The following is a 13501-nucleotide window of genomic DNA, read 5'->3' as shown; positions in this document are numbered from 1 at the left end:
GCATTCAAGGCCCAGATGGCGCTGGCCGCCATTCGAGGCGACAAGACATTGGCCAAGTTGGTGCAGCAGCATGACGTGCACCCCAACCAGATCACCGACTCGAAGGACCAGTTGCTCGCCAAGGCTGCCGACGTATTGGGCGGTGCACCGCGAGCGGATGAGCCGACGGTCGACCTGAAGGTGCTGCACGCCAAGATCGGCCAGTTGGCGCTGGAGAATGATTTTTTGGAAGGAGCGCTAATCAAAGCGGGCATGCTGAGTGCAAAGTGATGATCGACCACACTCACTCTTTGCCGATCACCCGCCAGGCCCAGATCGTCAAGATCAGCCGAGGCTGGCCTACTACGCGTCGCAGCCGGTCAGCGACGCAGACCTCAAGCTGATGCGCCGCATAGACAAGTTGCATCTGGAGCTGCCCTTCGTCGGGGCACGCATGCTGCGCGACCTGCTGCGAGCCGAAGGCTTCGCAGTCGGCCACAAGCACATGACCACGCTGATGCGACGCATGGGCATCACGGCGCCACTGATTTGCTGCTCGAACGCGGCGTTCGCATGTCGATGGACGGCAAGGGCTGCTGGCGCGACAACATGTTCATCGAGCGCGTGTGGCGCTCAATCAAGTACGAGGAGGTTTACCTATATGCCTACGACACGGTGAGCGCAGCCCGCGAAGGCATCGGGCGATACATCAACTTTTATAACACCCGTCGGCCGCACTCGAGCCATCAAGCTCGAACGCCGGGCGCGGTGTGCTTCGCATCGCTGCAGCAGCTTTCAGCCGACGCAGCCTGACCCCGCAGGATCCACTTATAAATCTTTGGAATCTGTTCAAACGAATGGGGCCACCTCTCACCACTTCTTCAGGCCCACGCCACAGCAAGGAATATTCGTTCTGAACGGCGGTGACACTTTGTTCGGTATAGGCGCAGCGCAGCGTGTTGGGCCCCATTCGCACAGGCCCCAATGCAGTACCTTGCCCTCGGCCATCAAGTCTTTGAGTGCCCCGGCGACATCTTCAATGGGAATCTGCGGATCGACCCGGTGCTGATAGAGCAGATTGATGCGGTCGGTGTGAAGGCGCTTGAGCATTCCTTCAACGGCCAGCTTGATGTGTTCTGGACGGCTATTCAAGTCTGGGCGACGCTCGCCGGTTTCGAGGTCGATGTTCCACCCGAACTTGGAGGCGATAACGACCTGGTTCCGAAACGGCTCTACGTCTTCGCCGAGGATGCGTTCCACTTCATGGGGACCGTAGGCTTCGGCGGCATCGAAAAACGTGACGCCGTTGTCAAACGCGGTCCGAATGATCTTGATCATCTCGGGCCAACTCCGAATCGTGGTTTGGTAGCTGCGGCGCATGTTCTGAACGCCGAGACCCAGACTGGAAACTTCCAACGACCCGAGTCGCCGCCGCCCGAGTGCTGAAGCTGGGTGCGTCACACCACGCGTTTGCGCTGCGACAAGCACTGCGGCCGTGCCCCGCAACGGCGTGGCGGCCCAACCCAGCCATCAAACCCAACAAGCTGCGGCGTGCCAGTGGGGTCTTTCTCAGGGTGTTCATGGCTGGCTCCTTCTATCTCTGTGCTATTTCGTACGCTTCAGACATCAAGCCGGCGCCCGCTCATCCACTTGACCATCGCAGGATCGCGGTGCGAGAAGAAGCTGCTCGCGGCTGTCTCCAGCTTGGCAATACGCGCCATATCGGTTTCGTCCAGGGTGAAATCGAAGATATTCAGGTTCTCTTGCATCCGCTCCTTGCGCACAGACTTGGCGAGTGAAACGACATTGCGCTGCACCAGCCAGCGCAGCACAACCTGGCCAACCGACTTGCCATGCTTTTCGCCGATGGCCGCAAGATCCGTGTTCTGAAACAGGTTGTTGCGGCCTTCTGCAAACGGTGCCCAAGCCTCTGCCTGCACGCCGTTGTCGCGCATGAAGGTCACGCTTTCCTCCTGCTGATGGAAGGGGTTGATTTCGATCTGGTTGACCGCCGGCTTCACTTCATTGAAAGCCATGATGTCCATCAGACGGTCGGGCTGGAAATTGCTGAGGCCAATGCCTCGCAGCTTGCCCGCCTTGTGGGCCTCTTCCATGGCGCGCCAGGAGCCATGCACGTCGCTATAGGGTTGATGGATCAGGAAGAGATCGAGGTAATCAAGCTGCAGGCGCCGCAGCGACTTGTCAATGGCCTTGAGCGTGCGCTCGTAGCCGGTGTCCTGAATCCAGAGTTTGGAGGTCACGAACAACTGGTCGCGCGGAACACCGCTGTTTTTCAAACCTTTGCCAACTGCCTCTTCGTTCAGATAGGAGGCCGCAGTGTCGATGAGCCGGTAGCCGACTTCGATGGCATCGACCACGCAGCGTGCACATTCCGCAGGGTCCGGGATCTGGAAAACGCCGAAGCCGACGATTGGCATTTGAAGACCATTGTTCAAGGTGACGTGTTGCATGTTGGTTCCTTTCAGCTTGTTATCTCGGAGTAGCTGGTTTTGCCACCAGCCAGCAGCTCGCGCCGCGTGGGGTCTTGAAACTGCGTCATCGCATCAAACTCCTTTGACTGGGTTGGGTCAGCGCGTTATCCGGCGTCTAGCCGTTGTGCGTATCACACGCGCGGCGCGCAGCGTGGTGGTCCAGTCTGCTCATTTCGGAGCGAGTTCGCCGTACCAATACGATGCCGTCACACCGCCATCCATCAGGAAGTCGCTGCCGGTGATGAAGCCGCCGCCTTCGCCCATGAGCAATGCGCCGACCGTGCCGACCTCGTCTGGGGTGCCCCCACGTTTCGCGGGCGACAGATCGATCATGCGGCGGTAACCGTCACCGCGGGGGCCGCTCAGTTCGTCCCTGGCGAGGGGGGGGAAGATGATGCCGGGGCTGATGGTGTTGACGCGCGCACCGCGTTTTCCCCAGCGCACCGCTTCAGCCATGACCCGCAGCGAGTTGCCGCGTTTGGAGAGCTGGTAGGCATGCAACGAATCTTTCACCTGGTCCGGCTGCAGCATCGGCAGGGCCAGCAAGGCTTCAACCGGCGTGGTTGCCAAGGCGGTGTTCTGCTCGGTGCTCAGGCCGGGCAGGCGGTACCCCGATTGCGACGCGATGACAACACCAGCGCCGCCTTGTGCCATGACATGGCCGAATTCTTCGAGGACCAGAGCGGTGCCATACAGGTCGACCTTGAGGATCGTGGCCGGAGACGCCTGGGACGGCGAGACCCCAGCGGCGTGAATCAGCCCGGTCACGCTTCCGATCGCTGTGGCGGTTTCGACCAGCGCATGCACCGATGCGCGGGACGATACATCCACGACGGCCGTCGTGACCTCGAAGCCGGCGTCAGCAAGTACTTTGGCGGCGGCGTCGGCGTTCTCTTGCTTCAAGTCTGCCAGCAGCACATGCTTGCCTGCACCGACGCGGCGTGCGATGGCCTGGCCGATGGATCCGGCGCCGATAACAACAATGACTTGGGTCATGGGTAACTCCTTTTTAGAACGAAGCGATCAGCTGCCCGTCATCCGCAGCGTCACTAGCGGGCCGCCGAGCAGCGGCCGCATGGGCATTTCCACGAATGTGCGGGAGTGCCTGCGTGCAATGCCTGCGGCAGCGATCTGCGTGCCGGTGCCTTGCCTTGTGGCCAAGGGTGCGGCTGCTGTGATTCATGGCACTCATGGCGTGGCAAAAACTTCCTTGGCGACCATCGCGGCTGTCACCGCGCTGGGCCAGCCTGCGTAGAAGGCCAGGTGCGTGATGGCTTCAACCAACTCTTCCTGCGTCACGCCGTTCTGCCTGGCCAGCGCCAGATGCGAGCGCAGTTGGTCCGGGCGGTTCATGGCGATCAGGGCGCTGACGGTGGCCAAGCTGCGGTCCCGTGGTGACAGGCCCGGGCGCTTCCAGACGTCTCCGAAAAGCACGTCGTCAGTCAACTGCGCCAGGCCGGGTGCGATATCGCCCATCAGCTGCTGCGCCCGCGAGGATTCCGCCGCGGTTGCCACTGCCGCAACCGTTGCGCCCGCTTCGTACTGGGTGGCACTGAGTTTTTCCATCCAGGTGACGCTCTGGCCGTCCAGCGCTTCGGCGATGGCGATGTGGGTCATCGAGGTCTTGGGTGCGGCGCCGTGCCAGTGCTTCACGCCGGGCGGAATCCACACCACGTCACCGGGGTGCATCTCCCGCACGGCACCGTCCCAGAACTGCACGCGACCCACACCTGCGGTGACGATCAGCGTCTGGCCCAACGGGTGGGTATGCCAGGCCGTGTGTGCACCCGGCTGGAACGTGACAGCCCCGCCCGACGCTCGGGTAGGCGCTTGTGCCTCCAGCAGCATTTCCACCCGCACGTTGCCGGTGAAGTTATCGGGCGAGCCGTTAAAGGCGGCACGCTCTTCGCGATGGGTCAGATTGACCTCGGTTGGGGAGTTCGTCATGGCTTTGAGGGGTGGTGTCTGTGCATGGGCCGCTGCGCTCACGATCAGCGCCGCAATCAGCGTCGCAATCGGCGTATTGGCGGTGGATTTCATGGTCAGCTTTATTCGGTGGCAGAGGACAGCGCGCCTGCAGGTGCTGCAGTCCCGGGCAGGGCCGTGCAATTGGCGAGCTTGGGGAAGAAAGGGGCGTGCACGCGATGCATGGCGGTGCGCTGCTGAATAGGGCCAGCTCAACGGCCCACCAGCTTTTGCCGCTCTGCCGAATACCGCTCGCCCTGCACCGGAACGCTGGCGACAGCCGCTTCAATCTCGCGCAGGTCTTCTGGTGATAGAGCGACCGCAGCGGCGCCCGCGTTTTCTTCGAGCCGGTGCAACTTGGTGGTGCCAGGGATCGGCACGATCCACGGCCTTTGCGCCAGCAACCAGGCGAGCGCAAGTTGAGCGGGGGTCACCTGCTTGCGCGTCGCAATGCTGGCGAGCACGTCGACCAGAGCGCGGTTTGCTTCACGTGCCTCAGGCGCAAAGCGTGGCACCGTGTTGCGAAAGTCGCTCGCGCCGAAGGAGGTCTGCGCGTCGATGGCACCCGTCAGGAAACCCTTGCCCAGCGGGCTGAATGGCACGAAGCCGATGCCCAGTTCCTCAAGCAGCGCAAGGATCTCTTTTTCGGGCTCACGCCACCACAACGAATACTCACTTTGTAGAGCCGCAACTGGCTGCACCGCGTGCGCGCGGCGAATGCTGTCCACGCCTGCTTCGGACAGGCCGAAGTGCTTCACCTTGCCTTCGCGTATCAGCTCCTTGACGGTACCGGCCACCTCTTCGATCGGCACAGCCGGGTCGACGCGGTGCTGATAGAACAGATCGATGCGGTCCGTACGCAGGCGCTTGAGCGCTTCTTCGGCTACTTGCCGGATGCGTTCGGGCCGGCTGTCCAGGCCCTTGCCGATGTCGCCCTCGCGAAAACCGAATTTGGTGGCGATCACGACCTGATCGCGCACCGGTTCCAGCGCTTCGCCAACGACGCTTTCGTTGATGAAGGGACCATAGGCTTCGGCCGTGTCAAAAAATGTGATCCCGCGATCAAATCCAGCGCGGATCAGTTTGACGGCGTCGGCAGTGTTGGTGGCAGGCCCATAGCCATAGCTCAGGCCCATGCAGCCCAGACCGAGGGCCGAGACTTCCAAACCACTTTTTCCGAGTTGTCGTTTTTGCATTTCTTTGCTCCTTGTATGAGGCGTTGAGATTGCGTTTACTCGCTCACACCGATGCTGCTTCGGACGTGCAACGTGGGATCTAAAGCGAGCTTCACGATCAGATCGGACAGGCTGTTCAACGACACGTCATGTCCGTGAAACGGCTCGCCTTTCTGCGTGATTCGGTAGTCGACCTTGGCGCCCTGCGTGAACCAGCCAGGACGCAGCACCGTGTAGTCGAGGGCTGAGGCCTCGATCACGGCGGCCGAGTCCCGGTAGGGGTCAAGCACACTGCGGTACTTCTCGCCCGGTACTTCGCCGTAGATGCCCATGGAGCTGATGAAAATCAGCCGCTTCAATCCAGCGGCGTGCATGGCGTCCACAATGGATCGGGCCTGCGTTGCCATGTCGCCCGCCAAGTTTGCGTACACCGCGTCTTGCCCCTGCATGGCGGCGATAAGCGCGTCGCGGTCGGTTACATCGCCTTCGACGAGTGTGGCCCGCGCCGGGTCCGGGTTTTTGAGGCGACCGGCTCTGCGCAGGAACAGCGTGAGGTGTGCATCGGTGTGCTGCAAAAAGAACGCTGTCGTGTGGCGCGCGAGCTGTCCGTTGGCGCCGAGGATGAGGATGCGGGTCATTGTGCTTTCCGTCACCTGCATTTATCGGTCTTCCATTGATGTCAGCCCTTCCGACAGCGGGGCACCCTGAACATCGATGGCCGCAAACGCTGTATCAATTTCGCGTATCTCGTCTGCGGTGAAGTCGAGATCAGCGGAGGCCAGGTTGTCGTCCAGATGCTCCAGCTTGGTGGCACCGGGAATCGGCACAATCCACGGCCGCTGGGCCAGTAGCCAGGCCAGTGCGATCTGGGCCGGCGTGCTGCCTTTGCGTGCTGCAAGGCCGCGTAGGAAATCAACTACCGCAAAGTTCGCCTTGAGCGCCTCTGGGGTGAAACGAGGGAAGCTGCTGCGCAGGTCGCTCGGGTCGTCGAATTTGGTGTCGGGTGTGATCTGGCCGGTCAGAAAACCTTGTCCAAGTGGCCCCCACGACACGAAACCAATACCGAGCTCTTCACACAGCGCCAGCAATTGCGCTTCGGGCTCACGCATCCACAGCGAATAGTGGTTCTGAATCGCCGCCACAGGTTGCACTGCATGGGCAAGGCGCACCGTGCGCGCGCTGGCTTCCGAAAGGCCGAAGTGCTTGACTTTGCCTTCGGCAATCAGTTGCTTGACCGCACCGGCTACATCCTCAATGGGCACGGCCGGGTCCACGCGGTGCTGGTACAGCAAATCAATGCGGTCGGTGCGCAGGCGCTTGAGTGAGGCTTCCACCACGTCGCGGATGTGCTCGGGACGACTGTCGAGCCCGACCATGGCGCCGCTGTCTTCGAGCTTGAAGCCGAATTTTGTGGCGATGATGACCTGGTCCCGGATAGGTTCAAGCGCCTCACCCACGAGCTGCTCGTTGGTGAAAGGACCATAGCCCTCGGCCGTATCGAAAAAAGTGACGCCGCGCTCGAAAGCGCCGCGAATCATGGCGATGCCGTCGGCCTTGTCGGCGGCGGGGCCCAGGCCAAAGCTCAGGCCCATGCAGCCCAGACCGAGGGCTGAAACCGTGAGGCCACTGCGGCCCAATGGACGTGTTTTCATGCCATATTTCCTTGTCGTTCAACGTTGAGATCAACTTTATGCGGTAGGCATCTAAGCGACTAGACTGCTATATCGGGATGCACCTAGAAGTGGAGCTAATCAATGACACGTTTCGATGACCTCGCTGGCTTTGCTGCTGTCGTGCGGGCCGGCAGCTTCACCCGCGCCGCCGCCCAGCTGGGGGTGACGCAATCTGCGATCAGCCAGACCGTGCGCACCTTGGAGCGGCGGCTAGACCTGAAGCTGCTCAACCGCACGACGCGCAGCGTCTCTCCTACGGAAGCGGGCGAGCGCTTGTACCAAACCGTCAGGCAGCGCTTTGAGGACATCGAAGCAGAGCTTGCCGTGCTGGGTGAGATGCGTGGCAAACCGGCAGGCACGGTGCGCATCACTGCGACCGAACACGCAACACGCACCGTGGTCTGGCCCAGACTTGAGCCGTGGTTGCCGATGTATCCCGATATCAAGGTGGAAATCAGCGGCGACAACCGCTTTACCGACATCGTTGCCGAGCGCTTTGACATCGGGGTGCGTCTGGGTGGCGACGTGGCCAAAGACATGATCGCCGTGCGCATCGCGCCCGACATGCACATGGTGGTGGTGGGCAGTCCGGGCTACTTCGCGTGCCACCTCAGACCGCAGAGTCCACAGGACCTCACGGAGCATGACTGCATTGGGCTGCGATTGGCATCACACGGCGGGCTTTTGAAATGGGAGTTCATGCGCCGCAAAAAAAGCGTCAACGCCCATGTCACCGGGAGGCTGGTTTTCAACAGTAGCGAACTCATCCTCTCGGCAGCGCTTTCCGGGCTTGGTCTGGCATGGCTGCCATCCGATGCTGTCAAGGAACATGTTGCTGCGGGTCGGCTGGTCTCCGTGCTCGACGAATGGGCAACCACGTTTGATGGGTACCACGCTTATTACGCCACTCGACACGCATCGCCGGCTTTGATGCTGGTGGTGTATGCGTTGCAACTTTCAGGACACCAGTGAATGGTGGCCGGTCAGTATCACCTTCTGAGAAGCTGGCCTGGGTTAAATCCGCAGTAAAGCGGTTGGCCCGCTGCGTGAGTAGAAGATTCTTTAAGTGGACGTTGTGTGTATCCGCTGCCGTGCTCCACAAACACCGCTGCGAAGTCAGCAACGGACGTCAGGTTTAGGTCGCAAACGGCCTAAAAACGATCGATGCGCATCCATCTCCGGGATAACTTGATGACCGCAGTTGAGCCGAAGCGTCGCGAGCCGCCAATTGGCGGGAGTGGATACCGCTCCGATCAAGGCATGAACCTGATCGCCCAGCGAGGAGCGATATCGAAAATAGCTGTGCAATGCGGCCACCACCGAGCCGGCGCCGCCCGGCTTGCAGTGAAGCTTGACCTGCTGAACGTAGACGCTTCGCACATGCGCTGGCTTGATCGAAGCAATGTCGACGCCGCCGTCCCCGTGATGTTGCCCCTGTATTCCCGGCCCCGTCCTATTCGCAATAAAGCGCCTGGTCCGTCGATGGTTCCTGGCGCACCTGTGCGGCTTGGTGCCGCCTGAACTCCCGAGGCGAACGCATTTTCAGCGATGAGTGCGGATGTACCTCGTTGAAGTGCTCGAAAGCGGCCGGCAATTGCGCCAGCACCGTCCGTTCGTCGCGTAGATTCACCGCATGCAGGGCAGCCGTCTCCCAGACCTTTTGCCGGCGATGCCCCGCCAGGCTCTGCAGCGCACCGGCAGCGGCCAGCAGCTTCATCTCGTGCAGTTCCAGGTGGCACCGCCGGGCCAGGTCTTGCGCGCTGTCGAACGGCGCTCTGCTTCGCTCCTGCACGATGCGCTCAGCGCTCTGGCTCTGCAGCCCTCTGACCATGCGCAGGCCGAGCCGCATGGCAGGAAATTCGGGCAGCTCTTCCAAGCTGGCGTCCACGTCGCTGTGCATCACGTCTACAGGCCACACCTGGACGCCGTAGCGCTGCGCGTCCTTCGTGGCGCCGGCCATAGAGCAAGTCAACGGACTCCCTGCCGGATGCAAATCACATGACTTGAAAAAATGTAATGTGAATATTAAACTTAGGGACCCATGAACCAATCCGACCACATACTCGAACTGGCTCGGCACCGGCGCGTGCTGCGGGCGGTGGATGTGCGCGAACACGGCTGGTCGCCGCAGTTCCTGATCAGGCTGCACCAGGCGGGCAAGCTGCACCGGCTGGGGCGCGGTTTGTACGCGCTGCCCGACGCCGAAGTGACCGAGCACCAGACATTGATAGAGGTGTGTCAGCGCGTGCCCAAGGCCGTGCTGTGCCTGCTGAGCGCGCTGCAATGGCACGAAATCGGCACGCAACTGCCCCACGAGGTATGGGTCGCGCTGCCTGAAGGCACGCAGGCCCCAGCACTGACTTACCCAACGCTGCGCATCACGCGCCTGCGGGGCGCTGCGTACAGCGACGGCATCCAGACGGTGACCGAGCATGGTGCCCCCATCCGCGTGTACAGCGCCGCCAAAACGGTGACGGACTGCTTCAAGTTCCGCAACAAGATCGGCCTGGACGTGGCGCTGGAGGCGCTGAAAGATGCCTGGCGCAGCCGCAAGGTCACCATGGACGATCTGAGACACTTCGCCAAGATCAATCGCGTCGAACGTGTCATGCAGCCCTACCTGGAGGCGATCACTCAATGAACGCGAATCTCTCTGCGTCCATCCTTGCCCGGTTGCTGACGCTTGCCAAGCAACGGGGTGACGATTACAGCCTGCTGCTTAACCGCTTCGCGATGGAGCGCCTTCTGGCCCGTGTTAGCACCTCGCTGTATGTCGACCGTTTCTTGCTCAAGGGAGCGCTGCTCTTTGCACTGTGGTACGACACCCCGCACCGCCCGACACGGGATGCCGATTTGCAGGGCTTTGGCCCCGACGATGAGGGGAACCTGATCGCCACCTTCCGCGAAGTCGCCGCCATGGACTTGGGCGACGGCATCGTGTTCGACCCTGAATCTGTGCAGGCGCAGGCCATTCGCGAAGATAACACCTATGGCGGCACCCGCATCACGCTGGTGGCGCGCATAGGTTCCGCGCGCTGTGCGCTGCAAATCGACGTGGGCTTTGGCGACGCCGTGACGCCGGGGCCGCAGACCGTGGCTTATCCCACTTTGCTGAACGACTTCCAAGCCCCGACGCTGCGGGTGTATCCGGTCTATACCGTGATTGCTGAGAAGTACCAGGCCATGGTGATGCTGGGGCAGGCGAACAGCCGCATGAAGGACTTGTTCGATCTCGCGGTGATTGCACGGCGCACGGAACTCGACGGCGCCACGCTGGCCATGGCAATTGCCGCCACCTTTGCCCGGCGCCAGACAGCACTGCCCACGGAGCGCCCATTGGCCCTGACCAAGCAGTTCAGCGCAGACGCCGCCAAGCTGCGCCAGTGGCAGGCCTTCTTGAACAAAAACCGTATCGACGCAGCCAGCCTGGGTGACACTGTCGCACTGCTGGGCGACCTGCTGTGGCCTCCCACAAAGGTGGCAGCCGCCAACAGTCAGGCGACGGCCACTTGGCGCCCGGATTCCTTGCGCTGGGTTTGACCACATCCCGATCGATCCCCCGCTGACTGAGACGTCATGCTCCCATCCCTGCTTGCCCACGACATCCAGACGGCCCTGAATCATTTTCTGGTTTCCGCCTTCGAGCCCGCCGACGCTTTCAACCACGGTTTGATGGGCCGTTTTGTCGATCATGAGGAGACGTGGCTCAAAGGCCCCCTGTGTGTAGGTTGGCCTCACCTTTGTGGCGGGCAAACGTGGCCACCGGCACGGGGAGCGGCAAGACGGAGTGTCTTCTGTACCCAGTGCTTGACCACTGCGCTCGCGCGCGCGGCGGGCGAGCCAAGCGCTATAAGTCATGCAGCTAACTGCGCCCGTGCCCACAACGACGGGTAGTCGCCTCGGGGCTCGCGCACCATGCGAACAGTAAGCTCGCGAACCTAGGGTGAGAACTTGTTCAGCTTCTGGGATCAGTTCAAAGCCGCAACGGGGCACTTTTGCCTGTCACGATAGGAGGCAGTGGTTGAACTCCAGAGACTTTCCGCCAGAAACCGAGAAATAGACTAGCAAGCAGATCATTGCGCAAGAACGCGAGCGGCAGGCACTTCTGGCTAATCTCAGTTGGGGAAAAACAGCGAAAAATTTGTAACCCCGTCACTTGATGCAGCCGAGACTTCACCCCCATGTGCACGCACAATCGCCTGTGTAATGGAAAGTCCTAGGCCTGTGCCTTCGCCTGCATCGCGCTGCCGCGCGGGATCGGCGCGGTAGAATCGCTCAAAAAACCGTGCCAGATGGGCAGCTGCAATCGGCTCTCCCGTGTTCCGCACCTGAATCCGCAATTGCGCCCCGTCTTGGCTAATTTCTACGCAGATGGTTCCTCCCAACGGCGTGTGACGCAACGCGTTCGAGATGAGGTTGCCCAAGGCGCGGCGCAGCATCAATCTGTCGCCGTGCAGTGTCCCTTCGCCGCGCACCTGCAAGCAGATGTGCTTCTCGTCGGCCGATAACTCGTAGAAGTCGAACAGCTGGCGTACTTCGTGTGCCAAATCAACGAGCTCTTCATGCACCAGCACAAGTCCGTTTTCAGCCTTTGCCAGAAGTAGCATGTCGGAAATCATGCGGGCAAGACGTTCGTATTCCTCCGAGTTGGATTCGAGAATGGCTCGATAGCTATCTGCATCTCGCGGAAGGCTTAATGCGACTTGCGTCTGCATCATCAGGTTGCTCACGGGTGTACGCAGTTCATGGGCAAGGTCGGCAGAAAAATCTGAAAGGCGCTTGAACGCATCTTCCAGTCTTTCTAGCATCTCATTGAGAGTAAGAGCAAGCTCGGCCAATTCCGGCGGCACGGCCTGCACCGAAAGCCTGCGGTCCAAACTGTAGGCTGTCACCGTGGCAGCGCGCTCGCGCATGGCCCGCAGGGGCGCCAGACCTCGCCGCGCCGAAACCCAGCCGAGCAAACCCATGAGAATCACGGCGCAGGCAATGAACAGCCAGAGCGTGATGCGAAAGTGATGCAGAAATCGTTCGTGGTGTGCCGTATCCAAGGCCAACACCAGTGTGAGCGCGCCTCCAGCCGGCGTCCCGCCCCGCAAAGTCATTTCCAACCCGTGAAACGTTCGTCCCCCCGCGTGCCAACGATAAAGTCCAGAGGGGGTAGCCCAAGTAGCCGGAAACTCCACGTTGGGTGAAGCAAACCAAATTGTCCCGTGCGGGCCGCGAATTTGCATCACAACCTCATGGTGCCCGGCAAAAGTGGAGGCAAGCGCCTTTGCCACAAGCTCCTTGTTGAGCGGCCGGTCCATGGTGGCGACAAGCTGCGCAGCATAGTCAAGCTTGCCCGAGAGTTCGTCGCGATCAAGCTCGTCGAAGTGCGATGCGATGGCTGCCATTACCAGCCAGCCTAAGGTGAGCAGAACCACTGCTGAACCAATAGTGAACAGCAGCGTCAGCCGCGCCGTCAGCGTCAGGCGCGAGCCCATCAGTCCGATGCCTCCAGCACATACCCCATGCCGCGAATGGTGCGCAACAGCTTGGGCTCAAAGTCGTCGTCCATCTTGGCACGCAGGCGGCGCATGGCCACTTCGATCACGTTGGTATCGCTGTCAAAGTTCATATCCCATACCTGCGATGCAATCAGCGAGCGCGTCAGCACTTCTCCCTGGCGCCGCAGCAAGAGTTCGAGCAACGCGAATTCCTTGGCAGTCAGGTCAATACGATGTCCCCCGCGCTGCGCCCGGCGTCGCATCAGATCCAGTTCCAGGTCGGCGATCCGTAGCACTGTCGGTTCAATGGTTCCTTTGCCGCGCCGCAGCAAGGTGCGCACCCGAGCGAGAAACTCAGAAAACGCGAACGGCTTGACCAGGTAGTCATCCGCTCCGAGTTCCAGCCCTTTGACACGGTCCTCGACCTGGTCGCGCGCGGTGAGAAACAGCACCGGCAGCGCATTGCCGCTGCGCCGCAGGGTTTGCAAAAGCTGCCAACCGTTGAGTCCTGGGAGCATGACATCGAGGACCAGCAGGTCGTAGTCCCCCGTCAGTGCGAGGTGCAATCCGTCCGTGCCCGTGCGCGCCAAGTCGGCCGCAAAACCTGCTTCAGCCAGCCCCTGGCGCAGGTAGTCACCTGTCTTGAGTTCGTCTTCGACGATCAGAACTTTCATGCGGCAATTGTGCAGGGAAGGTTCAGCGAAATCGCCACATTACGAATTTGTAATGTA

General features: G+C 61.0%; 12 protein-coding genes and 3 pseudogenes. 4 read left to right on the top strand and 11 right to left on the bottom strand.

Features of this window, described 5'->3' with window-relative positions; translation table 11 throughout:
* Positions 1–15: 15 nt before the first annotated feature.
* Positions 16–792, top strand: a pseudogene (locus AC07ZH_RS11435) (integrase core domain-containing protein).
* Between the two features lie 57 nt (positions 793–849).
* Here the strand turns inward: AC07ZH_RS11435 and AC07ZH_RS11430 are convergent.
* From AC07ZH_RS11430 to AC07ZH_RS11400, 7 genes are all read right to left on the bottom strand, one after another.
* Positions 850–1317, bottom strand: coding sequence for an aldo/keto reductase (locus AC07ZH_RS11430; protein WP_495199833.1), 468 nt, complete (start codon positions 1315–1317; stop codon positions 850–852).
* Between the two features lie 281 nt (positions 1318–1598).
* Positions 1599–2450 carry an aldo/keto reductase gene (locus tag AC07ZH_RS11425; protein WP_495199832.1) on the bottom strand — a complete coding sequence of 284 codons (852 nt, stop codon included), beginning with the start codon at positions 2448–2450 and terminating at the stop codon, positions 1599–1601.
* 189 nt (positions 2451–2639) lie between these two features.
* Positions 2640–3467 carry an SDR family oxidoreductase gene (locus AC07ZH_RS11420; protein ID WP_495199831.1) on the bottom strand — a complete coding sequence of 276 codons (828 nt, stop codon included), beginning with the start codon at positions 3465–3467 and terminating at the stop codon, positions 2640–2642.
* 192 nt (positions 3468–3659) lie between these two features.
* A complete protein-coding gene (locus AC07ZH_RS11415) occupies positions 3660–4511 on the bottom strand; it encodes a (R)-mandelonitrile lyase (RefSeq protein ID WP_495199830.1) in 852 nt (283 codons plus the stop codon).
* 137 nt (positions 4512–4648) lie between these two features.
* Positions 4649–5632, bottom strand: coding sequence for an aldo/keto reductase (locus tag AC07ZH_RS11410; RefSeq protein ID WP_495199829.1), 984 nt, complete (start codon positions 5630–5632; stop codon positions 4649–4651).
* A 35-nt stretch (positions 5633–5667) separates the two neighbouring features.
* Complete coding sequence (locus AC07ZH_RS11405) at positions 5668–6249, bottom strand: NAD(P)H-binding protein (protein ID WP_495199828.1); 582 nt, start codon at positions 6247–6249, stop codon at positions 5668–5670.
* 21 nt (positions 6250–6270) lie between these two features.
* Positions 6271–7263, bottom strand: coding sequence for an aldo/keto reductase (locus AC07ZH_RS11400; protein ID WP_495199827.1), 993 nt, complete (start codon positions 7261–7263; stop codon positions 6271–6273).
* 102 nt (positions 7264–7365) lie between these two features.
* Here AC07ZH_RS11400 and AC07ZH_RS11395 point away from each other — a divergent pair, with 102 nt between their 5' ends.
* The gene (locus AC07ZH_RS11395) at positions 7366–8256 is read left to right on the top strand and encodes a LysR family transcriptional regulator (protein ID WP_495199826.1); all 891 of its coding nucleotides are present in this window, start codon (positions 7366–7368) and stop codon (positions 8254–8256) included.
* 481 nt (positions 8257–8737) lie between these two features.
* Here the strand turns inward: AC07ZH_RS11395 and AC07ZH_RS11390 are convergent.
* Positions 8738–8878, bottom strand: a pseudogene (locus tag AC07ZH_RS11390) (IS3 family transposase); the annotation flags it as partial.
* Positions 8879–8956: 78 nt separating this feature from the next.
* Positions 8957–9244, bottom strand: a pseudogene (locus tag AC07ZH_RS11385) (helix-hairpin-helix domain-containing protein); the annotation flags it as partial.
* Positions 9245–9325: 81 nt separating this feature from the next.
* On the opposite strand from AC07ZH_RS11385, the gene AC07ZH_RS11380 reads away from it, so the two are divergent.
* Positions 9326–9925 carry a type IV toxin-antitoxin system AbiEi family antitoxin domain-containing protein gene (locus AC07ZH_RS11380; protein ID WP_495199825.1) on the top strand — a complete coding sequence of 200 codons (600 nt, stop codon included), beginning with the start codon at positions 9326–9328 and terminating at the stop codon, positions 9923–9925.
* Entirely contained in the window at positions 9922–10824 is a 903-nt protein-coding gene (locus AC07ZH_RS11375; RefSeq protein WP_495199824.1) for a nucleotidyl transferase AbiEii/AbiGii toxin family protein, read from the top strand. The genes AC07ZH_RS11380 and AC07ZH_RS11375 overlap by 4 nt, the downstream gene beginning before the upstream one ends.
* Before the next feature lie 575 nt (positions 10825–11399).
* On the opposite strand, the gene AC07ZH_RS11370 is transcribed toward AC07ZH_RS11375, so the two are convergent.
* Entirely contained in the window at positions 11400–12767 is a 1368-nt protein-coding gene (locus tag AC07ZH_RS11370; RefSeq protein ID WP_495199823.1) for a heavy metal sensor histidine kinase, read from the bottom strand.
* Positions 12767–13444 (bottom strand): heavy metal response regulator transcription factor, encoded by a 678-nt coding sequence (locus tag AC07ZH_RS11365; protein WP_495199822.1) that lies wholly within the window; start codon positions 13442–13444, stop codon positions 12767–12769. Before AC07ZH_RS11365 ends, AC07ZH_RS11370 begins: the two co-directional genes overlap by 1 nt.
* Positions 13445–13501: the final 57 nt, after the last annotated feature.

It is taken from the genome of Simplicispira sp. GW247-4R2A (genome assembly GCF_059424465.1).
Note: the sequence above shows the minus strand (reverse complement) of the source record. Positions and strands in the feature narration are given on the sequence as shown.

Bases quoted from the DNA above. Each gene is read 5' to 3' on its own strand.
- AC07ZH_RS11365 (WP_495199822.1), bottom strand. From the start codon at position 13,444: ATGAAAGTTCTGATCGTCGAAGACGAACTCAAGACAGGTGACTACCTG.
- AC07ZH_RS11405 (WP_495199828.1), bottom strand. From the start codon at position 6,249: ATGACCCGCATCCTCATCCTCGGCGCCAACGGACAGCTCGCGCGCCAC.
- AC07ZH_RS11420 (WP_495199831.1), bottom strand. From the start codon at position 3,467: ATGACCCAAGTCATTGTTGTTATCGGCGCCGGATCCATCGGCCAGGCC.
- AC07ZH_RS11410 (WP_495199829.1), bottom strand. From the start codon at position 5,632: ATGCAAAAACGACAACTCGGAAAAAGTGGTTTGGAAGTCTCGGCCCTC.
- AC07ZH_RS11400 (WP_495199827.1), bottom strand. From the start codon at position 7,263: ATGAAAACACGTCCATTGGGCCGCAGTGGCCTCACGGTTTCAGCCCTC.
- AC07ZH_RS11415 (WP_495199830.1), bottom strand. From the start codon at position 4,511: ATGAAATCCACCGCCAATACGCCGATTGCGACGCTGATTGCGGCGCTG.
- AC07ZH_RS11430 (WP_495199833.1), bottom strand. From the start codon at position 1,317: ATGATCAAGATCATTCGGACCGCGTTTGACAACGGCGTCACGTTTTTC.
- AC07ZH_RS11395 (WP_495199826.1), top strand. From the start codon at position 7,366: ATGACACGTTTCGATGACCTCGCTGGCTTTGCTGCTGTCGTGCGGGCC.
- AC07ZH_RS11370 (WP_495199823.1), bottom strand. From the start codon at position 12,767: ATGGGCTCGCGCCTGACGCTGACGGCGCGGCTGACGCTGCTGTTCACT.
- AC07ZH_RS11425 (WP_495199832.1), bottom strand. From the start codon at position 2,450: ATGCAACACGTCACCTTGAACAATGGTCTTCAAATGCCAATCGTCGGC.
- AC07ZH_RS11375 (WP_495199824.1), top strand. From the start codon at position 9,922: ATGAACGCGAATCTCTCTGCGTCCATCCTTGCCCGGTTGCTGACGCTT.
- AC07ZH_RS11380 (WP_495199825.1), top strand. From the start codon at position 9,326: ATGAACCAATCCGACCACATACTCGAACTGGCTCGGCACCGGCGCGTG.